General features: G+C 60.8%; 22 protein-coding genes and 1 pseudogene. 19 read left to right on the top strand and 4 right to left on the bottom strand.

Annotated features, from left to right (window positions below; all coding sequences use genetic code 11):
• The first annotated feature begins 46 nt into the window (after positions 1-46).
• Genes ACWNZ1_RS26870 through ACWNZ1_RS26880 form a run of 3 tightly spaced genes read left to right on the top strand, consistent with a single transcriptional unit; the run spans position 47 to position 2,493 of the window.
• Positions 47-637, top strand: a complete 591-nt coding sequence (locus ACWNZ1_RS26870) for a biliverdin-producing heme oxygenase (RefSeq protein ID WP_256452290.1) — start codon at positions 47-49, stop codon at positions 635-637.
• 49 nt (positions 638-686) lie between these two features.
• A complete protein-coding gene (locus ACWNZ1_RS26875; protein ID WP_135844046.1) occupies positions 687-1,112 on the top strand; it encodes a YbaN family protein in 426 nt (141 codons plus the stop codon).
• 34 nt (positions 1,113-1,146) lie between these two features.
• Complete coding sequence (locus tag ACWNZ1_RS26880) at positions 1,147-2,493, top strand: CoA transferase (RefSeq protein ID WP_135844045.1); 1,347 nt, start codon at positions 1,147-1,149, stop codon at positions 2,491-2,493.
• Between the two features lie 162 nt (positions 2,494-2,655).
• Here the strand turns inward: ACWNZ1_RS26880 and arcD (ACWNZ1_RS26885) are convergent, their stop codons facing one another.
• Positions 2,656-4,083: an arginine-ornithine antiporter gene (gene arcD / locus ACWNZ1_RS26885; protein WP_135844044.1), complete on the bottom strand. Its 1,428-nt coding sequence runs from the start codon at positions 4,081-4,083 to the stop codon at positions 2,656-2,658.
• Positions 4,084-4,463: 380 nt separating this feature from the next.
• Here arcD (ACWNZ1_RS26885) and arcD (ACWNZ1_RS26890) point away from each other — a divergent pair.
• The 6 genes and pseudogenes from arcD (ACWNZ1_RS26890) to ACWNZ1_RS26915 all read left to right on the top strand — a co-directional run bounded on the left by arcD (ACWNZ1_RS26890) (position 4,464) and on the right by ACWNZ1_RS26915 (position 10,200).
• Positions 4,464-5,899 (top strand): annotated as a pseudogene (arcD, locus tag ACWNZ1_RS26890) (arginine-ornithine antiporter).
• Positions 5,900-5,930: 31 nt separating this feature from the next.
• Positions 5,931-7,187 (top strand): arginine deiminase, encoded by a 1,257-nt coding sequence (gene arcA / locus ACWNZ1_RS26895; RefSeq protein WP_256452287.1) that lies wholly within the window; start codon positions 5,931-5,933, stop codon positions 7,185-7,187.
• A 71-nt stretch (positions 7,188-7,258) separates the two neighbouring features.
• Positions 7,259-8,269, top strand: a complete 1,011-nt coding sequence (locus ACWNZ1_RS26900; RefSeq protein ID WP_072409646.1) for an ornithine carbamoyltransferase — start codon at positions 7,259-7,261, stop codon at positions 8,267-8,269.
• 167 nt (positions 8,270-8,436) lie between these two features.
• Positions 8,437-9,366, top strand: a complete 930-nt coding sequence (gene arcC, locus ACWNZ1_RS26905) for a carbamate kinase (protein ID WP_135844041.1) — start codon at positions 8,437-8,439, stop codon at positions 9,364-9,366.
• Between the two features lie 64 nt (positions 9,367-9,430).
• Positions 9,431-9,790: a DUF5064 family protein gene (locus ACWNZ1_RS26910; protein WP_256452286.1), complete on the top strand. Its 360-nt coding sequence runs from the start codon at positions 9,431-9,433 to the stop codon at positions 9,788-9,790.
• A 233-nt stretch (positions 9,791-10,023) separates the two neighbouring features.
• On the top strand, positions 10,024-10,200 hold the full coding sequence (locus tag ACWNZ1_RS26915) for a hypothetical protein (protein WP_178084239.1): 177 nt from the start codon (positions 10,024-10,026) through the stop codon (positions 10,198-10,200).
• Positions 10,201-10,207: 7 nt separating this feature from the next.
• Here the strand turns inward: ACWNZ1_RS26915 and ACWNZ1_RS26920 are convergent, their stop codons facing one another.
• Complete coding sequence (locus ACWNZ1_RS26920; protein WP_265072780.1) at positions 10,208-11,101, bottom strand: helix-turn-helix domain-containing protein; 894 nt, start codon at positions 11,099-11,101, stop codon at positions 10,208-10,210.
• Between the two features lie 164 nt (positions 11,102-11,265).
• Between ACWNZ1_RS26920 and pobA the strand changes: the two genes are divergently transcribed.
• Both pobA and ACWNZ1_RS26930 read left to right on the top strand, forming a co-directional pair.
• Positions 11,266-12,456, top strand: coding sequence for a 4-hydroxybenzoate 3-monooxygenase (pobA, locus tag ACWNZ1_RS26925; protein ID WP_256452285.1), 1,191 nt, complete (start codon positions 11,266-11,268; stop codon positions 12,454-12,456).
• Positions 12,457-12,519: 63 nt separating this feature from the next.
• Entirely contained in the window at positions 12,520-14,037 is a 1,518-nt protein-coding gene (locus ACWNZ1_RS26930; RefSeq protein WP_135844038.1) for an MDR family MFS transporter, read from the top strand.
• Positions 14,038-14,226: 189 nt separating this feature from the next.
• Here the strand turns inward: ACWNZ1_RS26930 and ACWNZ1_RS26935 are convergent, their stop codons facing one another.
• Positions 14,227-15,576 carry a spinster family MFS transporter gene (locus ACWNZ1_RS26935; protein WP_456027981.1) on the bottom strand — a complete coding sequence of 450 codons (1,350 nt, stop codon included), beginning with the start codon at positions 15,574-15,576 and terminating at the stop codon, positions 14,227-14,229.
• Positions 15,577-15,937: 361 nt separating this feature from the next.
• On the opposite strand from ACWNZ1_RS26935, the gene ACWNZ1_RS26940 reads away from it, so the two are divergent.
• The gene (locus tag ACWNZ1_RS26940) at positions 15,938-18,115 is read left to right on the top strand and encodes a hypothetical protein (protein ID WP_135844036.1); all 2,178 of its coding nucleotides are present in this window, start codon (positions 15,938-15,940) and stop codon (positions 18,113-18,115) included.
• Between the two features lie 279 nt (positions 18,116-18,394).
• Here the strand turns inward: ACWNZ1_RS26940 and ACWNZ1_RS26945 are convergent, their stop codons facing one another.
• Positions 18,395-18,700, bottom strand: a complete 306-nt coding sequence (locus ACWNZ1_RS26945; protein ID WP_135844035.1) for a DUF2288 domain-containing protein — start codon at positions 18,698-18,700, stop codon at positions 18,395-18,397.
• Between ACWNZ1_RS26945 and ACWNZ1_RS26950 the strand changes: the two genes are divergently transcribed.
• From ACWNZ1_RS26950 to ACWNZ1_RS26980, 7 genes are all read left to right on the top strand, one after another.
• Positions 18,692-18,979, top strand: coding sequence for a hypothetical protein (locus ACWNZ1_RS26950; protein WP_265072778.1), 288 nt, complete (start codon positions 18,692-18,694; stop codon positions 18,977-18,979). The two genes, ACWNZ1_RS26945 and ACWNZ1_RS26950, sit on opposite strands and share 9 nt — an antisense overlap.
• 60 nt (positions 18,980-19,039) lie before the next feature.
• Complete coding sequence (locus ACWNZ1_RS26955) at positions 19,040-20,167, top strand: branched-chain amino acid ABC transporter substrate-binding protein (protein ID WP_135844033.1); 1,128 nt, start codon at positions 19,040-19,042, stop codon at positions 20,165-20,167.
• A gap of 230 nt (positions 20,168-20,397) precedes the next feature.
• Positions 20,398-21,321, top strand: coding sequence for a high-affinity branched-chain amino acid ABC transporter permease LivH (gene livH, locus ACWNZ1_RS26960; RefSeq protein WP_135844032.1), 924 nt, complete (start codon positions 20,398-20,400; stop codon positions 21,319-21,321).
• Positions 21,318-22,574, top strand: coding sequence for a high-affinity branched-chain amino acid ABC transporter permease LivM (locus tag ACWNZ1_RS26965; RefSeq protein ID WP_135844031.1), 1,257 nt, complete (start codon positions 21,318-21,320; stop codon positions 22,572-22,574). The genes livH and ACWNZ1_RS26965 overlap by 4 nt, the downstream gene beginning before the upstream one ends.
• Positions 22,571-23,338, top strand: a complete 768-nt coding sequence (gene livG, locus ACWNZ1_RS26970; protein ID WP_135844030.1) for a high-affinity branched-chain amino acid ABC transporter ATP-binding protein LivG — start codon at positions 22,571-22,573, stop codon at positions 23,336-23,338. The genes ACWNZ1_RS26965 and livG overlap by 4 nt, the downstream gene beginning before the upstream one ends.
• Positions 23,339-24,040 (top strand): ABC transporter ATP-binding protein, encoded by a 702-nt coding sequence (locus ACWNZ1_RS26975; protein WP_014336889.1) that lies wholly within the window; start codon positions 23,339-23,341, stop codon positions 24,038-24,040.
• Between the two features lie 238 nt (positions 24,041-24,278).
• Positions 24,279-24,584, top strand: a complete 306-nt coding sequence (locus ACWNZ1_RS26980; RefSeq protein ID WP_135844029.1) for a BufA1 family periplasmic bufferin-type metallophore — start codon at positions 24,279-24,281, stop codon at positions 24,582-24,584.
• The last annotated feature ends 1 nt before the right edge of the window (position 24,585 follow it).

Here is a 24,585-nt window from a genome sequence, read left to right on the forward strand (position 1 = left end):
CGCAGATCTCTTCGCAGCACAATGTTTTCATAAGAAGGAATTTTTCATGAACACCCAACGTCCCGTTTCACGCGCCCAACGCCTGAACCAGATCACCCACGAGCCCCACAGCAAGCTCGACGCACTGGTCAAGGCCCACGCCCCGTTTGAAACCCCGGCCAGCTTCGCTCGCTTCGTCGTCGCCCAGTACCTGTTCCAATCGGAACTGGTGGCGCTGTACAACGACGCGCAACTGACCACCCTGATCCCCGACCTGCCCACCCGCTGCCGTGCCGAAGCGGCCAAGGCCGACCTCGCGGACCTGGGCACCGAAGTACCGGCCCCGGTGCCCGGCGCGGTGAAGAACCCGACCCAGGCCGAAGCCCTGGGCTGGCTGTTCGTCTCCGAAGGTTCCAAGCTCGGCGCCGCATTCCTGATCAAGCGCGCCGTGGGCCTCGGGCTGAGCGAGACCTTTGGCGCCCGCCACCTGGCAGAACCGGCGGGCGGTCGCGCCGAAGGCTGGAAAACCTTCACCCGCACCCTCGACGGCCTGGCCTTCAGCGAACAGCAGGAAGCCGAAGCAGATAAAGGCGCGCTGGATGCATTCAACCGGTTTACGGTGTTGCTAGAGCACGCCTATGCAACTGAATTGGCCTGAAAATTCACCACCACTCCCACAGGGAAATGTGTATGCCTGAACCAATACTATGAACCGCTCTTCAAAAACCGCCCGACTGCTCTTCGCCCTGCTCGCCTACACCAGCCTGGCCGTCGGCCTGATCGCCATTGTCGTGCCCGGCCTGCCGACAACCGAGTTCATCCTGCTGGCCGCCTGGGCCGCGACCCGTAGTTCGCCGCGCCTGAGCGCCTGGTTGGAAAACCATCGGCTGTTCGGGCCGATGTTGCACAACTGGCGCAACGGCAAGGTCATCCCACGTCGGGCCAAGGTCAGCGCCACCGCCAGCATGCTGCTCTGTGCCGGGCTGATGCTGGCGATGCTCGACCCTCGCTGGCCGGTTTACCTGGCGCTGGTCGGCATGGCTCTGGGCAACCTGTGGATCTGGTCCCGACCGGAACAGGTGCCTGACACTTGCTATCGATGGACTGCCAAGCGGTCTCCAACGGATTTTTGATCTATGCTCGCTCTCTCGCTTTGGAGGGCCTGCGATGACCGATCTGCTCACGTCCATGCAAGCCGCGCTCGGCTTGCCTACAACCCCGATCCCCTTCATCGGCGACGGCGCCCTGCCCTCGGCGTTCGCCGTTACCGAGCTGGCCTGCGCCAGCATCGCCGCGGCCGGCCAGGCGAGCACCGAGCTCATCCACCAACAAACCGGCCGCCGGCCCCCCCTCGAAGTCGACCGGCGCCTGGCCTCGTTCTGGTTCTCCACGTCCCTGCGCCCCATCGGCTGGAGCGTGCCACCCATGTGGGACCCGGTGGCCGGCGACTACGCCACCGCCGATGGCTGGATTCGCCTGCACACCAACGCGCCTCATCATCGCATTGCCGCAGAGAAAGTCCTCGGCACATGCATCGACCGCGCCGACATGGCGAGCAAAGTGGTGCTCTGGAACAAGGCCGAGCTGGAACAAGCGGTGGTCGACGCTGGCGGTTGCGCCGCCCAGATGCGTTCGTGGCAGGCTTGGCAGGCACATCCCCAAGGCCTGGCGGTGAATGCCGAGCCGCTGGTGCAGTTCAGTGAAAGCGCCGATGAACAGCACAAGCCCTGGCTCGGGTCCGTGGCCCAGCCGCTGGCCGGCCTCAAGGTGCTGGACTTGACCCGCGTACTGGCCGGGCCCATTGCCAGTCGCTTCCTGGCGGGCCTGGGGGCCGATGTCTTGCGCATTGACCCACCGACTTGGAACGAACCCGGTGTGGTGCCGGAAGTCACCCTGGGCAAACGCTGCGCCCGCCTCGACTTGCATCAATCCAACGACCGTGCCGCGTTCGAGGCCTTGCTCAACAATGCCGACATCCTCTTGCACGGCTATCGCGCCGATGCCTTGGAGCGCCTGGGCTACGGAGTTGAGCAGCGTCGGCAAATGGCCCCGGGCCTGATTGATGTCAGCCTCAATGCCTACGGCTGGAGCGGCCCATGGCAGAACCGCCGCGGATTCGACAGCCTGGTGCAAATGAGCAGCGGCATCGCCGAGGCCGGCATGGCATGGCAACAGGCCGCCAAACCGACCCCGCTGCCGGTGCAGGCGCTGGACCATGGCACCGGCTATTTGATGGCGGCCAGCGCCATTGTGTTGTTGTCCCGGCGCCTGGAAAGTGGTCGAGGCGGCTCGGCGCGTTTGTCACTGGCGCGCACGGCGAAGCTGTTGATCGAGCGTGGCGCGGGAGACTCAACCCCATTGCGGGCCGAGGCCCACGAGGATCAGGGACTGGTGGTCGAGCAGACCCCATGGGGACCAGCCCATCGACTTCAGGTGCCCTTGAAAATCACCGGGACGCCGCTGCAATGGACCTTGCCGGCGGCTGAACTGGGTGCTCATCGCCCACAGTGGTGACTGTTCAATCGTTTTCACAAGCCAGGCTCAAACACCGGACAAGCCGGCCCCTGTGGCGAGGGAGCTTGTTCCCGCTGGGGCGCGCAGCGGCCCTGTTTTTGGGTCTGCTGCGCAGCCCAGCGGGAGCAAGCTCCCTCGCCACAGCATGAGCGCTCAACGCCCTCACAACGCCAAAACCCCACTGTACAACCCATAAGCCGCCAACCCCGCCCCCGCCATCACACAAGCAAAAATTCCCTTTTCCACATGGGTGAACAACGGCAGCCCCTGCTCCCGCTTGGCCTGGGCAAACAGGATCACCCCCGGCGCATACAACAACGCTGACAACAGCAGGTATTTCATCCCACCGGCGTACAACAGCCACACCGCATAAACCAGCGCGATGGCGCCAATGCACAGGTCTTTCAAGCGCCGGGCCGAGGCCCGTTCGTAGGTTTCACCCCGCGCGCAAAGTAATACCGCAAAAGCCGCTGACCACAGATAAGGCACCAGGATCATCGACGAAGCGAGATAAATCAGGCTGGTATAGGTGCCCGCGGAAAACAAAGTGATCAGCAAAAACAGCTGGATCATTCCATTGGTCAGCCACAGCGCATTGACCGGCGCATGGTTGGCATTTTCCTTGGAGAGAAATGCCGGCATGGTCTTGTCCCGGGCGGTGGCGTAGAGGATTTCCGCGCACAGCAGCGCCCAGGACAGCAGTGCCCCCAGCAGCGACACCGCCAACCCCAAGCTGATCAGCAATGCGCCCCACGGCCCGACAATGTGTTCCAGTACTCCGGCCAGGGATGGGTTCTGCAACTGCGCCAATTCCGGTTGGCCCATGATACCCAGTGACAGCACGCTCACCAGCACCAACAGCGCCAGCACCCCGAGGAACCCGATAACCGTCGCCCGCCCTACATCCGCACGTTTTTCCGCCCGCGCCGAATACACGCTGGCGCCTTCGATACCGATGAACACAAACACCGTCACCAGCATCATGTGCCGCACCTGGTTCATCACACTGCCCAAGTCCGGGTTCATCGCCCCCCAGATATCCCGGGTAAATACCTCGGCCTTGAACGCCACGGCGGCGATGACGATGAACATCACCAGCGGCACGACCTTGGCGATGGTGGTCACCAGATTGATGAACGCCGCCTCCTTGATCCCCCGCAGCACCAGAAAATGCACGGCCCACAACAGCAACGACGCACACGCGATGGCCACTGGCGTGTTGCCCTGGCCGAACACCGGAAAGAAGTAACCCAAGGTGCTGAACAACAGGACAAAGTAACCCACGTTGCCCATCCAGGCGCTGATCCAGTAGCCCCAGGCCGATGAAAACCCCATGTAGTCGCCGAACCCGGCCTTGGCGTAGGCGTATACGCCCGAGTCCAGTTCCGGTTTGCGGTTGGCCAGGGTCTGGAACACGAAGGCCAGGGCCAGCATGCCCACCGCCGTGATTGTCCAACCGATCAACACGGCACCGACATCGGCCCGGGCCGCCATGTTTTGCGGCAGGGAAAAGATCCCGCCGCCAATCATCGAACCCACCACCAACGCAATCAATGCGCCGAGTCGTAGTTTAAGCAGCGGCTGCGCCATGTGTGCTCGCTAAGAATTAAGTAGAGGAAGCGTCATAATTTTATTGAATAACGCCATTAATCAATGCCCGGATTATTGTCCGACATTTATATGAAATATCGTTATGTTAGGGCCGCTATTTTTCAGATGGCCAATCCTCTCTGAATACTTGCCTATTGGTGGAAACCAACTAGGGTCAACTTCTCCCCCCCGAAAAACGGCCACTTCCTGGGGACAACCGTCTATGGGACGGTCCTGTTCGACAACGTTCAATACTTGAAGGTTGATCGACAACTCATTTATCAACAACGAATTGTTGCTCGCCACTGATCCAGATCAGATGCCTAAGTTTCAAATGGACTTAGTCTGGCAACTCTCTTCTCCTGCATTGGAGTCACACAATGTCTGATACCCCCGGAAAACTGCGATTGGGTGCGCTGGTCGCGTTGGTGGTCGGGTCGATGATCGGCGGGGGAATCTTTTCCTTGCCGCAAAACATGGCCGCCAGTGCCGATGTCGGCGCGGTGCTGATCGGTTGGGCGATTACCGCCGTCGGCATGCTGACCCTCGCTTTTGTCTTCCAGACCCTGGCCAACCGTAAGCCCGATCTGGACGGCGGTGTGTATGCCTACGCCAAGGCCGGGTTCGGCGACTACATGGGCTTCTCATCGGCCTGGGGCTACTGGATCAGCGCCTGGCTGGGCAACGTCGGTTACTCGGTTACTTTGTCCTGCTCTTCAGCACCCTGGGCTACTTCTTCCCGGTTTTTGGTGAGGGTAACACCGTCGCGGCGGTGATCGGTGCGTCGGTGCTGCTGTGGGCCGTGCATTTCCTGGTACTGCGCGGCATCAAGGAGGCAGCGTTCATCAACCTGGTCACCACGGTCGCCAAAGTCGTACCACTGGCGCTGTTTGTGCTGATCGCGGTGTTCGCCTTCAAGCTGGATATTTTCACCGCCGACATCTGGGGCCTGAAAAACCCGGACCTGGGCAGCGTGATGAACCAGGTGCGCCACATGATGCTGGTCACCGTGTGGGTATTCATTGGCATCGAGGGCGCGAGTATTTTCTCGGCCCGCGCCGAAAAACGCTCGGACGTGGGCAAGGCCACCGTGATCGGTTTCATCACCGTGCTGTTGTTCCTGGTGCTGGTGAATGTGCTGTCCCTGGGGATCATGACCCAGCCGGAACTGGCGAAACTGCAGAACCCGTCCATGGCCGCTGTGCTGGAGCATGTGGTGGGCCACTGGGGCGCGGTGCTGATCAGCGTCGGCTTGATCATCTCGCTGCTCGGCGCCCTGCTGTCCTGGGTGCTGTTGTGCGCCGAGATCATGTTCGCCGCCGCCAAGGACCACACCATGCCGGCGTTCCTGCGCCGCGAAAACGTCAACCACGTACCGACCAATGCCCTGTGGCTGACCAATGCGATGGTTCAGCTGTTCCTGGTCATCACCCTGTTCTCGGCCAGCACGTACCTGTCACTGATCTACCTAGCCACCTCAATGATCCTGGTGCCGTACCTGTGGTCGGCGGCCTACGCGCTGCTGCTGGCGGTGCGCGGTGAAACCTATGAGAACGCCCTGGCCGACCGCCGCAAGGACCTGATCATCGGCGCCATCGCCCTGATCTACGCGATGTGGTTGTTGTATGCCGGCGGGATCAAATACCTGCTGCTGTCCGCCCTGCTCTACGCCCCCGGCGCGATCCTGTTCGCCAAAGCCAAGCACGAGTTGGGCAAACCGATTTTCACCGCTGTCGAGAAGCTGATTTTCGCCGCAGTAGTCGCAGGCGCCCTGGTGGCTGCCTACGGGCTCTACGACGGCTTCCTGACCTTGTAAATGGCTGATTGTTTTAACTGGAGGATTTGTAATGACCACGGAAAAAGTGAAATACGGCGTTCATTCCGAAGCCGGTAAATTACGTAAAGTCCTGGTGTGTTCCCCAGGCCTGGCCCATCAGCGGTTAACGCCGAACAACTGCGATGAACTGCTGTTCGACGACGTGCTGTGGGTCAACCAGGCCAAGCGCGACCATTTTGATTTCGTCACCAAGATGCGCGAGCGTGGCGTCGACGTGCTGGAAATGCACAACCTGTTGACCGACATCGTTGCCATCCCCGAGGCCTTGGACTGGATCCTGCAACGCAAGATCACCCCCAACTCGGTCGGCCTGGGCCTGGTGCATGAAGTCGACTCTTGGCTACGCAGCCTGGAGCCACGCCACATCGCCGAGTTCCTGATCGGCGGCGTCTCGGCCGATGACCTGCCGGACAGTTTCGGCGGCAAGACCATCCAGATGTTCCGCGACTTTCTCGGGCACTCCAGTTTCATCCTGCCGCCGCTGCCCAACACCCAGTTCACCCGCGATACCACCTGCTGGATCTACGGCGGCGTGACGCTGAACCCGATGTATTGGCCGGCGCGCCGCCAGGAAACCCTGCTGGCCAGCGCTATCTACAAGTTCCATCCCGAGTTCACCCAGGCCGACTTCCAGATCTGGTACGGCGACCCGGACCAGGACCACGGCAACGCCACCCTCGAAGGCGGCGACGTGATGCCCATCGGCAACGGCGTGGTACTGATCGGCATGGGTGAGCGCTCGTCCCGCCAGGCCATTGGCCAACTGGCGCTGAACCTGTTCAAGCACAACGCCGTGGAGCGGGTGATCGTCGCTGGCCTGCCGAAATCCCGGGCAGCCATGCATTTGGACACCGTGTTCAGCTTCTGCGATCGCGACCTGGTGACGATTTTCCCGGAAGTGGTGAGCCAGATCGTCGCGTTCTCCCTGCGCCCCGACGAGAGCAAGCCCGGCGGCATCGACGTGCGCCGCGAGGAAGGCAGCTTCCTCGATACCGTGGCCGCCGCCCTCAAGCTGCCGGCACTGCGGGTGGTGGAAACCGGCGGCAACAGCTTCGCTGCCGAACGCGAACAGTGGGACGACGGCAACAACGTGGTGGCCCTGGAACCGGGCGTGGTAATCGGCTACGACCGCAACACCTACACCAATACCCTGCTGCGCAAGGCCGGGGTGGAAGTCATCACCATCAGCGCCGCCGAACTGGGCCGAGGCCGTGGCGGCGGCCATTGCATGACCTGCCCGATTGTTCGCGACCCTATCGATTACTGATCTTTGAGCCAGGGCCGGCGTTTACCCGATTCCGGCCCTGGGGATAACCGACACCCAAGGAGATCCATATCATGGCTTTCAACATGCGCAACCGCAGCCTGCTGAGCTTGATGCACCACACCAACCGCGAGCTGCACTATCTGCTGGACCTGTCCCGTGACCTCAAGCGTGCCAAGTACACCGGCACCGAACAGCCACACCTCAAGGGCAAGAACATCGCGCTGATCTTCGAGAAAACCTCGACCCGCACCCGCTGCGCCTTCGAAGTCGCGGCCCATGACCAGGGCGCCCACGTCACCTACATCGACCCGGTGTCGTCGCAGATCGGCCACAAGGAGAGCATGAAAGACACCGCCCGCGTGCTGGGACGGATGTTCGATGCCATCGAATACCGTGGCTTCGAACAGGAGATCGTCGAGGAGCTGGCCAAGTTCGCCGGGGTGCCCGTGTTCAACGGCCTGACCGCCGAATTCCACCCTACCCAGATGATCGCCGACACCCTGACCATGCGCGAACACAGCGACAAGCCGCTGCATGACATCAGCTACGCCTACCTGGGCGATGCCCGCTACAACATGGGCAATTCACTGCTGATGATCGGCGCCAAGCTCGGCATGGACGTGCGCATCGGCGCGCCGAAAGCCCTGTGGCCGCACCAGGATTTCATCGACCAGTGCCAGGCCTTCGCCGCCGAAAGTGGTGCGCGCATCACCATCACCGAAGACCCCAAGGAAGCGGTCAAGGGTGTGGACTTCATCCACACCGACATCTGGGTGTCCATGGGCGAGCCGGTGGAAGCCTGGGACGAGCGCATCGAGCAACTGCTGCCGTACCAGGTCAACGCGCAAATGATGAAAGCCTCGGGCAACCCCCGGGTGAAATTCATGCACTGCCTGCCGGCGTTCCACAACAGCGAAACCAAGGTCGGCCAGGACATCGCCGCGCGCTATCCGAACCTGGCCAACGGCGTGGAAGTGACCGAAGAGGTCTTCGAATCCCCGGCCAACATCGCCTTCGAGCAAGCGGAAAATCGCATGCACACCATCAAGGCGATCCTGGTGTCGGCGCTGGCGGATATCTGAACACCGCCCGCTCCCATGCTGGAATGCGATCCAGTGTGGGAGCGGGCTTGCTCGCGAAGGCGGAGTAACAGGCACAGTCATTTCGACTGACACACCGCTTTCGCGAGCAACCCCGCTCCCACAAGGAGACCGAGTCGTCCATTATTTCTCTGTCAGAGGACAACACCATGCGCATCGTCGTTGCCCTGGGCGGTAACGCCCTCCTGCGTCGGGGTGAACCCATGACCGCAGACAACCAACGCAGCAACATCCGTACCGCGACCGAACAGATCGCGAAAATCCACCCAGGCAACCAACTGGTCATCGCCCACGGCAACGGCCCGCAGGTTGGCCTGTTGTCGCTGCAGGCGGCGGCCTATACCTCGGTCACGCCGTATCCGCTGGACGTGCTCGGCGCCGAAACCGAAGGCATGATCGGCTACATCATCGAACAGGAACTGGGCAACCTGCTGGACGTCGACGTGCCGTTTGCCACGCTGCTGACCCAGGTCGAAGTGGACGGCAACGACCCGGCCTTCCAACATCCCAGCAAACCCATCGGCCCGGTCTACAGCAAAGCGGAGGCGCAGAAACTCGCCACCGAGAAAGGCTGGACCATCGCTCCGGACGGTGACAAGTTCCGGCGCGTGGTCGCCAGCCCACGGCCCAAGCGCATCTTTGAAATCCGCCCGATCAAGTGGCTGCTGGAAAAGGGCAGCATCGTGATCTGCGCCGGTGGCGGCGGCATCCCGACGATGTACGACACCAACGGCAAACTGCAAGGCGTGGAAGCGGTGATCGACAAGGACCTGTGCTCGGCGCTGCTGGCCGAACAACTGGAGAGCGATCTGCTGGTGATCGCCACCGACGTCAACGCGGCCTTCATCGATTTCGGCAAGCCGACCCAGAAAGCCATCGCCCAGGCCCACCCCGACGCCATGGAAAAACTCGGTTTTGCCGCCGGTTCCATGGGCCCAAAGGTGCAGGCCGCCTGCGAATTCGCGCGCAACACTGGCAAGGTCGCGGTGATCGGGTCGCTTTCAGACATCAATGCTATCGTCCAAGGCACCGCCGGCACTCGCATCAGCACGGCAACACCCGGCATCACTTATCGGTAACAGGAAACTTACCGGGCGGACTCAGGGTCTGCCCTACTCCCATGCCTTCGAAGGAGAGTCGATTATGGCCATGTTCGAACCCGGTCACCTGCACATGGAGCGCCACGCGCTGAACAAGGAAGATTTCAGCTACAACCTGTGCATCGACTACGAAGTTGCGCAGGACCCCAAGGAAGGCACCGGCATGTCATTCCGGGTGCATGGTACGGTCGAGGACAACACCTTGGACGAGAGCTTTTTCCTGGCCAAGGACCTGGCCTTCGACTTCGCCCGCCACGCCACACGCATCGCCCAGAAATACGGCCTGCCCAAAAACGCCAGCATCGGCTCGATGCACAAGTACTACGACGAAATGTTCGAAGACGTGCGTCATCAACTGGACGTCAAGCCTGGGGATCCGATGAAGCCTGAGCACCTGGCGTAACCCGCTTAAAAGAACAACCCAATCCCCTGTGGGAGCGAGCTTGCTCGCGATAGCGGTAGATCAGTCGACACGCACGGTGACTGACCCGCCCCCATCGCGAGCAAGCTCGCTCCCACAGGGGTTATCAGCGTCCTGAATATCGGGTACATCCCGTACCTGTTTGACTGGCAACTCATCTGCGCTGACCTATGCTCAATGTAGTACCCCAGGGTATTCGTTCAGAGGTCACCGCCATGAACATTAAAATAAAAAGACGCCTCGCCATTTTCCTCACCTGCGCCGCCACCCTTGCGCTGTATGGCACCGCGGCCTATCGGGTCGAGCAGGCCAGACAATTGCCCCGTGAATACGCCAGCTGCAACTTCGAACGTTGCATCCCCCACAGCGCGAGCCTGAACGCTCTGCGCTGAAGCGTGTTCAGTCGTCCGGCTGATCGGTCTTGAGCCGGTCGCGGAAGGCTTTGGGCGAGATGCCGACGCGCCGGCGAAACAGCCGGGTGAAGTTGGTCGGGTCGGAAAACCCGAGCATTTCGGAAATCTCGTAAATGGTCAGGCCGGTGTAGGTCAGCAGCCGCTTGGCTTCCAACAACTGGCGCTCATGCATGATCTGCAACGCCGGTTGCCCCGCCAGCTCGCGGCAGGTGCCGTTGAGGTGCGACACCGAGATGCCCAGGCGATGGGCCAAGTCTTCGACCTTGACGTGCTGGCGGTAGGTTTCTTCCACCAACTGAATGAACCCGTTGAGGTATTCCCGGGCCCGTTGCGGGCGCTGGGTGGAGGTGCGTCGCTGCATCACCTGGCGGCTGACCCAGACCATGATCACGCTAACCAAGGCATGCATCAGCATTTCCCGGGCCGGCTGATGACCGACGTATTCGGCCTGCAAGGCACTGAACAGGCTGTTGAGGTAGGTGGCGTTCTCCCCGGCCGGATAGCTTTCGGCCTGGGCCAGGACGTTGACCGAATGGCCCAACTGCGCTTGCAAGTGCGTCACCAGCGGTGCCGCCAGGGTCACCACGTAACCTTCCACATCTTCGGAAAAACGAAAGCCATGGACCGACAGCGGCGGCAGGATCTGCACCGCTGGCTCGGCAAGTTGCGTGCGCTGGCCTTCGATCTCCAGTTCTGCCTGGCCCTTGAACACAAACAACAACTGGCAGAGGTCGGCATGCCGATGGGGTTTGATTTCCCACTGGTGCTCGCGGCTGCGCTTGGAAATGGTTTCGCAGTGCAGCAGATCCGGCGTCGGCCAGTCCTGGCTTTCGCCGTAGAGCTTGAACACCGGAATCGAAGGCAGGTCAGTTTTTTTCATCACGAGGATCGGCCTGGGGTTGCGGGCGATAATCGCACCGATTGGCAAAAAGTACAGGTATCGGCTCAGTTTTCCCCTTCAATTGACAGGCCCGCAAGCGAAAAATGCAAGCACCCCAATCAACACCGACCCTGGTCGCGTGCTTCGTGCGAGTCATAACAACAATGAAAATCCTCAAGACCCAAGTCGCTATCATCGGCGCCGGCCCTTCTGGCCTGCTGCTTGGCCAGTTGCTGCACAACGCTGGCATCGACACCGTCATCCTCGAGCGCCAAGCCCCGGACTATGTACTGAGCCGCATCCGCGCCGGTGTGCTGGAGCAAGGCATGGTCGAACTGCTACGCCAGGCCGGCGTCGGCCAGCGCATGGACGCCGAAGGTTTGCCCCATGACGGTTTTGAGCTGGCACTCAACGATCGTCGAGTGCACATCGACCTCAAGGGGCTGACCGGCGGCAAAAACGTCATGGTCTATGGCCAGACCGAGGTCACCCGAGACTTGATGGCCGCCCGTGAAGCCGCCGGCGCACGCACGCTGTATCAGGTCAACAACGCCCAGCCCCACGACATGCAAACCGACCGGCCTTTCGTGACCTTCGAACACCAAGGGGACTCCTGGCGCCTGGACTGCGATTACATCGCCGGGTGTGACGGCTTCCATGGCGTTGCGCGGCAGTCGATTCCGGCGGAAAAACTGAAAATCTTCGAGCGGGTCTATCCGTTTGGCTGGCTCGGCGTCCTGGCCGATACCCCGCCGGTTCACGACGAACTGGTCTACGCCCGTCACGAACGCGGTTTTGCCCTGTGCAGCATGCGCTCCAAGACCCGCACCCGTTATTACCTGCAAGTACCCGCCGAGGAGCAAGTGGCCGAATGGCCGGATGAGCGCTTCTGGAGCGAACTGAAAAACCGCCTGCCCGCCGATCTGGCCGAAGCGCTGGTGACCGGCCCATCCATCGAGAAAAGCATCGCGCCGCTGCGCAGCTTCGTGGTCGAGCCCATGCAATACGGCCGGATGTTCCTGGTGGGCGACGCGGCCCACATCGTCCCCCCGACCGGCGCCAAGGGCCTGAACCTGGCGGCCAGCGACGTCAGCACGCTGTTCAACATTCTGCTCAAGGTCTATCGCGACGGCCGCGTGGATTTGCTGGAGAAGTATTCGGCCATCTGTCTGCGGCGCGTGTGGAAAGCCGAGCGGTTCTCCTGGTGGATGACCTCAATGCTGCACCGCTTCGACGACGACGCCTTCAACCAGCGCATCAGCGAAGCGGAGCTGGAGTATTTCGTCGACTCCGAGGCCGGACGCAAAACCATTGCGGAAAACTACGTCGGACTTCCTTATGAGGCTATCGAATAGCCGCCTATCGACTTAAACTGCGGGCTTGTCCCATTTGCCTTTTCGGCGCCCGCAGGATCTGCCGTGACTCAGCTCAATACCCCTCAAGCGCCGACGCCAGCCATCCGCAGCGTGCTGGTGGCCCTGATGCTGGCGATTTTTCTCGGCGCCCTGGACCAAACCATCGTTGCCGTCTCAATGCCGGCCATTTCCGCACAGTTCAAGGACGTCAGCCTGCTGGCCTGGGTGATTTCCGGCTACATGGTCGCCATGACCGTGGCGGTGCCGATCTACGGCAAGCTCGGCGACCTGTACGGCCGACGCCCGCTGATGCTGCTGGGCATGGGCCTGTTCACCCTGGCCTCGCTGTTTTGTGGCCTGGCACAAAACATGGAGCAGTTGGTCCTGGCACGGATTCTCCAGGGCATCGGCGCCGGTGGGATGATTTCCGTGAGCCAGGCGATCATTGGTGACATCATCGCGCCCCGCGAGCGCGGCCGCTATCAGGGGTATTTCAGCGGTATGTACGCGTTGGCCAGCGTGGCCGGGCCGGTGCTGGGCGGCTACATGACCGAATACCTGTCGTGGCGCTGGGTGTTTCTGATCAACCTGCCGCTGGGCCTGACGGCCTGGTGGGTGGCCCGCCGCGCCCTGGTCGGGCTGCCGGTGCCGCAACGCACGCCGATCATCGATTACCTGGGCACCGTGTTGCTGATCATAGGCTTGACTGCATTGCTGTTAGGCATTACCCAAATCGGCCAGGGCCACGCCTGGCACAGCCGCGAAGTGCTGGGGTTGCTGGGTGGCGCGGGGGTGGCGTTGGGGCTGTTCGTCTGGCAGGAGCGCCGGGCCCCGGAGCCGTTGCTGCCGATGCACCTGTTCGTCAACCGCAGCGCGGTGTTGTGTTGGTGCACGGTGTTCTTCACCAGTTTCCAGGCGATCTCCCTGACGGTGCTGGTGCCGTTGCGCTTTCAGAGCGTGACCGGCGCTGGCGCCGACAGCGCGGCGTTGCACTTGCTGCCGCTGGCGATGGGGTTGCCCATGGGGGCGTATTTCGCCGGACGCCGCACCTCGGTCACAGGTCGCTACAAACCGATGATCCTCAGCGGCGCCCTGCTCTTTCCGCTCGCCATCCTCGGCATGGCCCTCACCCCGCCCGGCGCGTTCTGGCTCAGCAGCCTGTTCATGCTGCTCTGCGGCATCGCCTCCGGCATGCAGTTCCCCACTTCACTGGTGGGTGCGCAGAACTCGGTGCAGCAACGAGACATCGGCGTCGCCACCAGCACCACCAACCTGTTCCGCTCCCTCGGCGGCGCGGTGGGCGTGGCACTGATGTCGGCGTTGCTGCTGACCCTGCTTAAGGACTCAAGCTTCGTCCAGTTCACCGGCTCGGCACTGATCGGCGAAGGACATTCCGGCAACATTCTGCTGGACGGCCTGAACGCTGCCCCGGGGGAAGCACAGGATGCCTTGCGCCAGGCGTTGCAGACGACGTTCCGGGATTTGCTGCTGATCAGCGCGGCGGTGTCGCTGCTGGGATTGGCGGCGGCGGTGGCGATGCCCAATCGCCTGCTGCGTGGGCGGGATGAAAACGCTGGGTAGCCGCGATCACACAAAACACGGTTGAAACACAAACCCTGTGACGAGGGAATTTAGCGAAACGTCGCACCGCCCCGTTGGGCTCCGTAGGAGCTGGCGAAGCCTGCGATCTTTTGATCTTGATCTTTCGCCCTCAACTTAATGGGTTGTGGAAAGATCGCAGCCTCGCTTCGCTCGACAGCTCCTACGCGATCAAGCCGTCGCCGCCGCACCCACCGGCGTCACCACCGCGCTCATCCCCTCCTTCATCCGCTTGGCATCACGCACGAAACAGCGCGAGGCCAGGAACAGGAACACCATGGTCAGGAACAGCGCCACCGGGATCAGATACATCGCGTCGTGCAGGCCGATGGCCTTGAACGCTTCGCTCATCTGGTCGACACCTGCGGCTGCCATGGCCGTGCGGGCGAAGTAGTCGGACAAGCCGCCCACCACCACCGGCCCCAGGCCGCCACCGAGCAAATACAGCCCGGCAAAGTACAACGCCATCGCCGTGGCGCGCAGGCGCGGCTCCACCACGTCCTGGATCGCGGTGTAGACGCAGGTGTAAAAGTTATAGGCAAACAGCCAACCGACGCTGAACACCGCCACGAACACGCCGATTTCAATGCGCCCGGCATGCAGGGCCCACGCCGTGGTGACCGTCGAAATCGCCAGGCTGAACGCTGCGAACAGCAGGCGGCCGTTAGGCACCCGCTGGTGGATTTTGTCCGCAACCCAGCCGCCAAGGGTGAGCCCGAACAACCCCGTTACACCCACCATGATCCCGGTGGCCACGGCCGCCTCATGCAACGGCATCAGGAAGTAACGCTGCAGCATGGGCACCAGGAATGAGTTGCAGGCATAGGTGGCAAAGTTGAAACACAACCCGGCCAGCACCAGCCACAGGAAGGTGGGAATCACCAGCACCCGACGGATCGGCCGGTCGACCTTTTCCTGGGACACCTGCACGGTTTCCGCCGCGCCGCGCTTGGGTTCCTTGATGAAGAACATGAACAACGCCAGCACCAAACCGGGCACCGCCGCGATAAAGAACGGCGCACGCCAACTGTCGAACGCCTTGACCATCGCCCCGATGGTGAAGAATGCCAGCAGCAACCCAATCGGCAGGCCCAGCATGAAGATACCCATGGCCCGCGCCCGCCGATGGGCCGGGAACAAATCGCCGATCAGTGAATTGGCGGCCGGCGCGTAACTGGCTTCGCCGATCCCCACGCCCATGCGCACCAGCAGGAACGCCCAGAAACTGCCCACCAGGCCGTTGACCGCCGTCAGCGCGCTCCAGCTCGCCAGCCCCCAGCCCATCAACTTGCTGCGCGAACCGGTATCGGCCAAGCGGCCCAGGGGCAAGCCGGCGATGGCGTAGACGATGGTGAAGGCGGTGCCGATGATGCCGATCTGGAAGTCGCTGAGGCTCCATTCCATACGGATCGGTTCGATGATGATCGCCGGGATGGTGCGGTCGAAGAAGTTGAACAGGTTGGCCAGGAACAGCAGGAACAGAATGCGCCAGGCATTCGCCGCTTGGGTCGAGTTCTGCATGGGTCCGTCTCTTTATTGTTATGGGGCATTCGTGACCGCGCCCGGAATCTGCAATCTAGACAGCGGCACGTGGACTGTCTCCAATCATTCGCAAGGCTGATACCCGACCATGGCGAGCGGCGTGTTTATTGATAGCGGTCAATTTTCTGTAACAATTGCCATCATTTCGCCCATTCTTGATTAAAGATCGTCTTTGGGTGGCCGATTCAACTTATCAGGAAAGAATCTCCCGAGCGGCGCTCAGGCTACAGCCCTGAACGCTTGGGGCCGACCTTCGCGCCAACCAAGGACGCGAGCTCCCATCCGCGATGGTTCGATGACAGCGCTCGTCGAACCAACCAGTTCAGGCATATGGCGCATAATGACTTCCAAAAAAACAGCCACTGCAGTATCCGATCTGACCCTGAGCCCGGCCGCCAACGGTCCTGAAACCCCGAAGCCGCCGAGGCGCTCACGTTCCCTGTCGACTCAGCAGTATCTGTATTTCACCGAAACCAACACCGACCGCATCCTCGACAACCTCGACGGCCTGCGCGACGCGGTGTTTCCACGACCGCCCCATCTGGTAGAGGACGAGAGCGACCGCACTCAGCAGGAATTCCCCTCGGTCTGCCTGATCGGCCTGGGTCGCTGCGGCTCCAACATCGCCCTCGACGTGGCGGAGCTGGTGTACAACGCCCGCAAGTTCTACCTCAACGAATTCAATGCTGAAGACAAGGCCTACAGCGACAAGGGCTACAGCCCCGCACAGTGGATCCGCAACAATTTGCGCCTGGGCACCAGCAAGGCCAGCAAACCGGTGTTCCTGGTGGAACCGCTGGTGATGCTCGGCGACCTGGACAAGGACATCGCCGGGCGTATCCGTTTCTCGCGCAAGGGCGAAAAAAGCGGTTTCCTGCGCGACTACAGCAAAATGAAAATCATGGACCTGTCGGAAGTCCACGCCGGTGGTGCCGGTAACGCGCCGATCCTGGGCCAGTACCTGGCCAAGATCATCCTGAACAAGGACACCCAGCGCTTCTCCAGCCCCGACTGGAAAATGATCCACTCGTACCTGATCGACAGCTGCGGCATCAAGGCCAACCAGTCGCGCCTGTACTTCTCGATCTTCAGTGCCGGCGGCGGTACCGGTTCGGGCATGGCCTCGGAGTTCGGCCTGGCCCAGCAGTACTCGTACATGAACAAGACGTTCGACACCAAACCGATGGACGAACATGACAGCAAGAGCGGTCATTCCTTCGTCTTCGAGCCGATCTTCACCAGCGGCATCTGCGTGCTGCCGAACATTTCCGATCATCGCAGCGAAATGTCCGAAGCGTTGCACATCAACGCCGGACGCCTGCTGTGCAAATATCTGTCGGAAGAATGGGATTTCTCGTACAACTTCGCCAACGAAGACAGCAGCGAAGCCAGCGTCATGGGGCGTATCCGTCCGTGGAACGCGATGATGCTGATCTCCAACGACATCATGCGCTACGCCGAAGAGAGCGACGACGGCAACATCCAGAACATTGATGTCAATGCCATGGAGAAGCACGCCAACCAGTACATCTCCCAGCAGATCTTCAACATCCTGACAGCCCAGGCCGTCACCACCGACTACGACCAGAACTATTTCCGCCGTGCCGGCATCGACATCGGCGAGACCATTCGCCTGGACGCCAACGACTTGTTCATGAGCCTGGCCGGCCCGGTGGCGATTGCCTATGCAGAGTCCGTTGTCCCGGAAACCCCGGCGCCCAGCGGCGACAAGTTCAAGGTGTTCGAGAAAGAACCGCCGCGCCTGAACATCGACGACCTGTTCTTCCGTTCCATCGACCTGCCGCACTTCAACAAAGTCACCCAGGCCATCGAAGGCATCAGCCTGTTGCCGATCGAATCCAAGCGCTACCGGGCCTCGCTGGAGCAATACAAGAACTCCGGCTACGACGCGGCGGCCTTGCATGACCTGCACTTCTTCAAGAATTGCTCGTCGGTGGTGTCGATCGTCTCGCTGCCCAAGGACTACAAGCTGTCCTACATGGACCTGAACCGGCTCAAGACCCACCTCAACAGCCTGTTCCCCAACACCACCCTCAAGCGTTACGCGCTGGTGATCGGCGCCTCGGCCAACCTGTCGCTGACCACCCTGATCGCCAAGAGCCCGTGCCTGTCGGATGACTTCCTGACCCTGATCGTGGCCTTCATCAAACGTTGCTTCGCTCGCACGCCATACCGCTTCGACGACACCCTGGACAACTCGATCCTGGACTTCATCATCAATGAAGACTTCGACGAGGAGCGCATCGACGACCTGCTCAACGAGTTCGAAAACCCGGCGAAAATCCTCGACACCAACTGGTACGCGATCAAGCCGATGTACGAGAAAAAATACCGCGAGCTGATCAACGATAAGGATAAGTTTGTCTCGATCAACGACATCCGCCTGTCCCGGGACTGCGTGAAAAAGGCGATCAAGTACCTGCGCGAGATCTACCGTCATCGCATTGGCAAGACCAAGGTTATTTCCTTGAATAACCATACTGGCAGGACGTATTGAGGTAGCCGCAGCACCGCATCGCCCCTTTCGCGAGCAAGCCCGCTCCCACATGGAACCGAGGTCCACTGTGGGAGCGGGCTTGCTCGCGAAGGCGGCCTTGAATACACCACCGAGATAACATCCAGAAACAATTGAGCAGCCCCAAGGCCGCCCCATGAACTGTTCCCGTTACGTATACGTCACCCTGCCCTGTGGCGTTTCGCCACGGCAGGACGCCATCACGCTACTCACCTACACACTTTCACCCGAGAAAAAACTCGAACCAAGTTGGTGCATCGATCAGTTCGACGCCCTTTCCTGGATCATAATCCACGGCGAAATCACCACCGCCCAAAGCTGCGGATCACGCTCAAGAAGATCCAGCGCCCGCGTTTCAGACAGCTTGGCGACCTGGTCAGCGGCCAGCCAGGCGGCGACTTTGGTACCTTCGTCCTGGGCCACGGCTTCGGCGGCGGCGATCAAATCCAGTGCCGGATCGACCCACAATAGGGCACCCTTGGCGAAGAACGGCTCCAGCTCTTTCCAAGTGATGGATGCGGTTTCACCAAGCAGTTTGGCATAGAGGGTGCTAGGTTCTTGATTCATGGGACCTGTCCGGAAAAGAAATCGGCGCGAATAATAACGTCGGTGGTCTGGCAGAAAAACCCGGTAGCAATTGCAGCACCGATTGAAAAGCGCAGGAACGCCAAGGATTGCCGATTTGACCGGACAACCCCCGCCGCTATTCTGTCTTTTTCTTTCAATAAAGCGACAGCCTCAGGTTTTGCCCCCAAGCGCCAGCTTCCCTTGCCAACAATCGGCGCTCTACACTGTACCGGTACAGTTGCCGGGGGCATTTTCCGCGAGGGTATCCAAGATATCTGACCCGGTTCTGCTGCTACGGCGCCAGGACTATAAAAACTACAACAGCATGAGTGGAGCACTATGACTAAGGCTACTAAGCAGATTTCCAAACTGTTTGCCGCTATGGTTCTGGCCGGGGTTGCCAGCCATTCGTTCGCCGCCGACACCATCAAGATCGGCATCGCCGGCCCAAAAACCGGCCCTGTAGCCCAATACGGCGACATGCAGTTCAGTGGCGCCAAAATGGCCATCGAACAGATCAACGCCAAGGGCGGCGTCGACGGCAAGAAACTTGAAGCCGTTGAATACGATGACGCCTGTGATCCAAAACAAGCGGTCGCGGTCGCGAACAAAGTCGTCAACGACGGCATCAAGTTCGTGGTCGGCCACCTGTGCTCCAGCTCCACCCAGCCGGCTTCGGACATCTATGAAGACGAAGGCGTGATCATGATCACCCCGGCCGCCACCAGCCCGGACATCACCGCTCGCGGCTACAAGATGATCTTCCGCACCATCGGCCTGGACAGTGCCCAGGGCCCTGCGGCCGGCAACTACATCGCCGACCACGTCAAGCCGAAAATCGTTGCGGTCCTGCACGACAAGCAGCAATACGGTGAAGGCATCGCCAGCGCCGTGAAGAAAACCCTCGAAGACAAAGGCGTGAAAGTGGCCGTCTTCGAAGGCGTGAACGCCGGCGACAAAGACTTCTCCTCGATGATCGCCAAGCTCAAGCAAGCCAACGTCGACTTCGTCTACTACGGCGGCTACCACCCGGAACTGGGCCTGATCCTGCGTCAATCCCAGGAAAAAGGCTTGAAAGCCAAGTTCATGGGTCCGGAAGGCGTGGGTAACGACTCCATCTCGCAGATCGCCAAGGAATCTTCCGAAGGCTTGCTGGTAACCCTGCCGAAATCTTTCGACCAGGACCCTGCCAACATCGCCCTGGCTGACGCCTTCAAGGCCAAGAAAGAAGACCCGAGCGGTCCGTTCGTGTTCCCGTCCTACTCCGCAGTGACCGTGATCGCCGACGCCATCAAGGCTGCCAAGAGCGAAGACGCAGGCAAAGTGGCTGAAGCCATCCACGCCGGCACCTTCAAGACCCCTACCGGTGACCTGAGCTTTGACGCGAAGGGCGACCTGAAGGACTTCAAGTTCGTGGTTTACGAGTGGCATTTCGGCAAACCTAAAACCGAAGCTTCGCCGCAGTAAGGCCTGGCCTGACTGACTGCCAATAAAGCCCACGGCGTGCCGTGGGCTTTGTTTTAAATGTATTGGGCCGCGCTGGCGTGATCCGCCAGTCTCCCCACCTGAAAATCTCAAAACCGTCATCAGCGGTTCGCTGGCAAACCTCGTGCTCGAAGTGGATGCAGATCCATGGGGCCCGGGCGGGAAAATGACTCCACCAGTGAAATGCGTATCAGGTTTTTAGGAGCGCTGTAATGCCTGACATCTATCACTTTTTCCAACAGCTGGTTAACGGCCTGACCGTTGGCAGCACGTATGCCCTGATCGCCATCGGCTATACGATGGTTTACGGCATCATTGGAATGATCAACTTCGCCCACGGCGAGGTGTACATGATCGGCTCCTACGTGGCGTTCATCGCCATCGCCGGGCTGGCCATGATGGGACTCGACAGTGTCCCGCTGTTGATGACCGCGGCGTTCATCGCGAGCATCGTGGTCACCAGTTCGTATGGCTACAGCATCGAACGGATCGCTTACCGCCCCCTGCGCGGCAGCAACCGTCTGATCCCGCTGATTTCCGCCATCGGCATGTCGATCTTCCTGCAGAACACGGTACTGCTTTCGCAAGACTCCAAGGACAAATCCATTCCCAACCTGATTCCGGGCAACATTGCCATCGGGCCAGGTGGGGCACATGAAGTGCTGATTTCCTACATGCAAATCGTGGTGTTCGTGGTGACCCTGGTCGCCATGCTCGGCCTGACGCTGTTCATCTCCCGTTCCCGCCTGGGTCGCGCCTGCCGCGCCTGTGCCGAGGACATCAAGATGGCCAACCTGCTGGGCATCAACACCAACAACATCATCGCCCTGACCTTCGTCATCGGTGCGGCCCTGGCGGCCATCGCCGCGGTGCTGTTGAGCATGCAATACGGCGTGATCAACCCCAATGCCGGTTTCCTCGTGGGCCTGAAAGCCTTCACCGCCGCGGTACTGGGCGGCATCGGCAGCATCCCCGGCGCGATGCTCGGCGGGCTGGTGCTGGGCGTGGCGGAAGCCTTTGGCGCCGACATTTTTGGCGACCAGTACAAGGACGTCGTCGCGTTCGGCTTACTGGTCCTGGTTCTGCTATTCCGGCCGACCGGCATCCTGGGCCGTCCGGAGGTTGAGAAGGTATGACTAAACATCTTAAATCGGCGCTCTTCAGCGCGCTGTTGGTCTGGGCGGTCGCGTATCCGGTACTCGGCCTGAAATTGACCATCGTCGGCATCAACCTGGAAGTGCATGGCACCAGCCCGACCATCCTGGCGACCATCGCCGTGTGTTCGCTGCTGATGTTCCTGCGCGTGCTGTTCAGCACGCAGGTCAGCGCCATGTGGAAGTCTTCGCCCGGCCTGCCGGTGATCCCGGCCAAGGCCAGCAACTTCCTGACCCTGCCGACCACCCAGCGCTGGATCATACTGGCCCTGATCGTCGTGGCACTGGTGTGGCCATTCTTCGGCTCACGCGGTGCGGTGGATATCGCCACGCTGATCCTGATCTACGTCATGCTCGGCCTTGGCCTGAACATCGTCGTAGGCTTGGCCGGCCTGCTGGACCTGGGTTACGTCGGTTTCTACGCCGTCGGCGCCTACAGCTATGCGCTGCTGTCCCACTACTTCGGCCTGAGCTTCTGGATCTGCCTGCCGATCGCCGGGATGATGGCCGCCACCTTCGGTTTCCTGCTGGGCTTCCCGGTGCTGCGCTTGCGCGGTGACTACCTGGCAATCGTGACCCTGGGGTTTGGCGAGATCATCCGTCTGTTCCTGCGTAACCTGACCGACATCACCGGTGGCCCGAACGGCATCAGCAACATCGAGAAGCCGACGTTCTTCGGCCTGACCTTCGAACGTAAAGCCGCCGAAGGCCTGCAGACTTTCCACGAGTACTTCGGCCTGGAGTACAACTCGATCAACAAGGTGATTTTCCTCTACCTGGTTGCACTGTTGCTGGCCCTGGCTGCGCTGTTCGTCATCAATCGCCTGCTGCGCATGCCCATCGGCCGTGCGTGGGAAGCGTTGCGTGAAGACGAAATCGCCTGCCGTGCCCTGGGTCTCAACCCAACCGTGATCAAGCTGTCGGCCTTCACCCTCGGCGCCGCGTTCGCCGGGTTTGCCGGTAGTTTCTTCGCCGCGCGCCAGGGCCTGGTGACGCCGGAATCCTTCACCTTCATCGAGTCGGCGATCATCCTCGCCATCGTGGTGCTGGGCGGGATGGGCTCGCAGTTGGGCGTGATCCTGGCGGCGATCGTGATGATCCTGTTGCCGGAAATGATGCGTGAATTCAGCGAATACCGCATGTTGATGTTCGGCGCCTTGATGGTGCTGATGATGATCTGGCGTCCTCAAGGTCTGCTGCCTATGCAACGCCCGCACATGGAGCTGCGCAAATGAGCCGCGAGATTCTGAAAGTCGAAAACTTGAGCATGCGCTTCGGCGGCTTGCTGGCGGTCAACGGCGTGGCCCTGACCGTGAAAGAGAAACAGGTGGTTGCACTGATCGGGCCGAACGGCGCTGGCAAGACCACCGTGTTCAACTGCCTGACCGGCTTCTACCAACCCACCGGCGGCACGATCCTGCTGGACGGCGAGCCGATCCAGGGCCTGCCCGGCCACCAGATCGCCCGCAAGGGCGTGGTGCGCACCTTCCAGAACGTGCGGCTGTTCAAGGACATGACGGCGGTCGAGAACCTGTTGATCGCCCAGCATCGTCACCTGAACACCAACTTCTTTGCCGGCCTGTTCAAGACCCCTTCGTTCCGCAAGAGCGAACGCGAGGCCATGGAGTACGCCGAGTATTGGCTGGAGAAGGTCAACCTCAAGGAGTTCGCCAACCGTACCGCCGGAACCCTGGCCTACGGTCAGCAACGACGCCTGGAAATCGCCCGCTGCATGATGACCCGTCCGCGGATCCTCATGCTCGACGAACCGGCCGCCGGCCTGAACCCGAAGGAAACCGAAGACCTGAAGGCCCTGATCGGCGTGCTGCGTGAGGAGCACAACGTCACCGTGCTGCTGATCGAGCACGACATGAAACTGGTCATGAGCATTTCCGACCACATCGTCGTGATCAACCAGGGCACGCCCCTGGCCGATGGTTCGCCGGAACAGATCCGCGACAATCCTGAAGTGATCAAAGCCTACCTGGGGGAAGCGTAAATGCTGCAGTTCGAAAACGTTTCCACCTTCTACGGCAAGATCCAGGCCCTGCACAGCGTCAACGTCGAAGTCCGCCAGGGCGAAATCGTCACGCTGATCGGTGCCAACGGTGCCGGCAAATCCACCCTGCTGATGACGCTCTGCGGTTCGCCCCAGGCCCACAGCGGCAGCATCCGCTACATGGGTGAGGAACTGGTGGGCCAGGACTCGTCGCACATCATGCGCAAGAGCATCGCGGTGGTGCCGGAAGGTCGTCGGGTATTTGCCCGACTGACCGTGGAAGAAAACCTCGCCATGGGCGGTTTTTTCACCGACAAGGGCGACTTTCAGGAACAAATGGACAAGGTGCTGCACCTTTTCCCACGCCTGAAAGAACGCTTTACCCAACGCGGCGGCACCATGTCCGGCGGCGAACAGCAAATGCTCGCCATCGGCCGTGCGCTGATGAGCAAGCCCAAGCTGCTGTTGCTTGACGAACCTTCCCTGGGCCTGGCGCCGATCATCATCCAACAGATCTTCGACATCATCGAACAACTGCGCAAGGATGGCGTGACGGTGTTCCTGGTGGAGCAGAACGCCAACCAGGCGCTGAAAATCGCCGACCGGGCGTACGTGCTGGAGAACGGTCGCGTGGTGATGCAAGGCACCGGTGAAGCTCTGCTGACCGATCCGAAAGTGCGCGAGGCGTACCTGGGCGGTTGAGTCTGTGGCAGTAAAAAAACGGCCTTCGGGCCGTTTTTTTTTGCCTGGATTTCAAGCAAGCACAACGGTGACAAGAGAACACATTTGTGGCGAGGGGATTTATCCCCTCGCCACAATGAATCTGGAGGCAAAATAAAAAAATCGAGGACCCGCTGTAACACTTCCCCACACCCCCTCTCTAGTTCAGCAGACCGGCACTAAACGCCGGTTCAATTCCCTGAAAAACTGGAGAATCATCATGACTGCTTCGACCCGTACCCTGTCCGCCACCGCCCTGGTCCTGGCCCTCGGTTCTGCCCTGAGCATGACAGCCGTCTCGACCGTCCACGCAGCCGACGACAGCATGGAAAAATGCTTCGGCGTCGCCCTCAAAGGCAAGAACGACTGCGCCGCCGGTGCCGGTACCACCTGTGCCGGTACCGCGAAAATGGACTATCAGGCCAACGCTTGGAAATCGGTCCCCAAAGGCACTTGCACCACCCTCGAAAGCAAGACCTCCCCCACCGGTTTCGGCCAGCTCGAAGCGTTCAAAGCCAAGTCCTGAT

It is taken from the genome of Pseudomonas sp. CFBP 5748 (assembly GCF_053850495.1).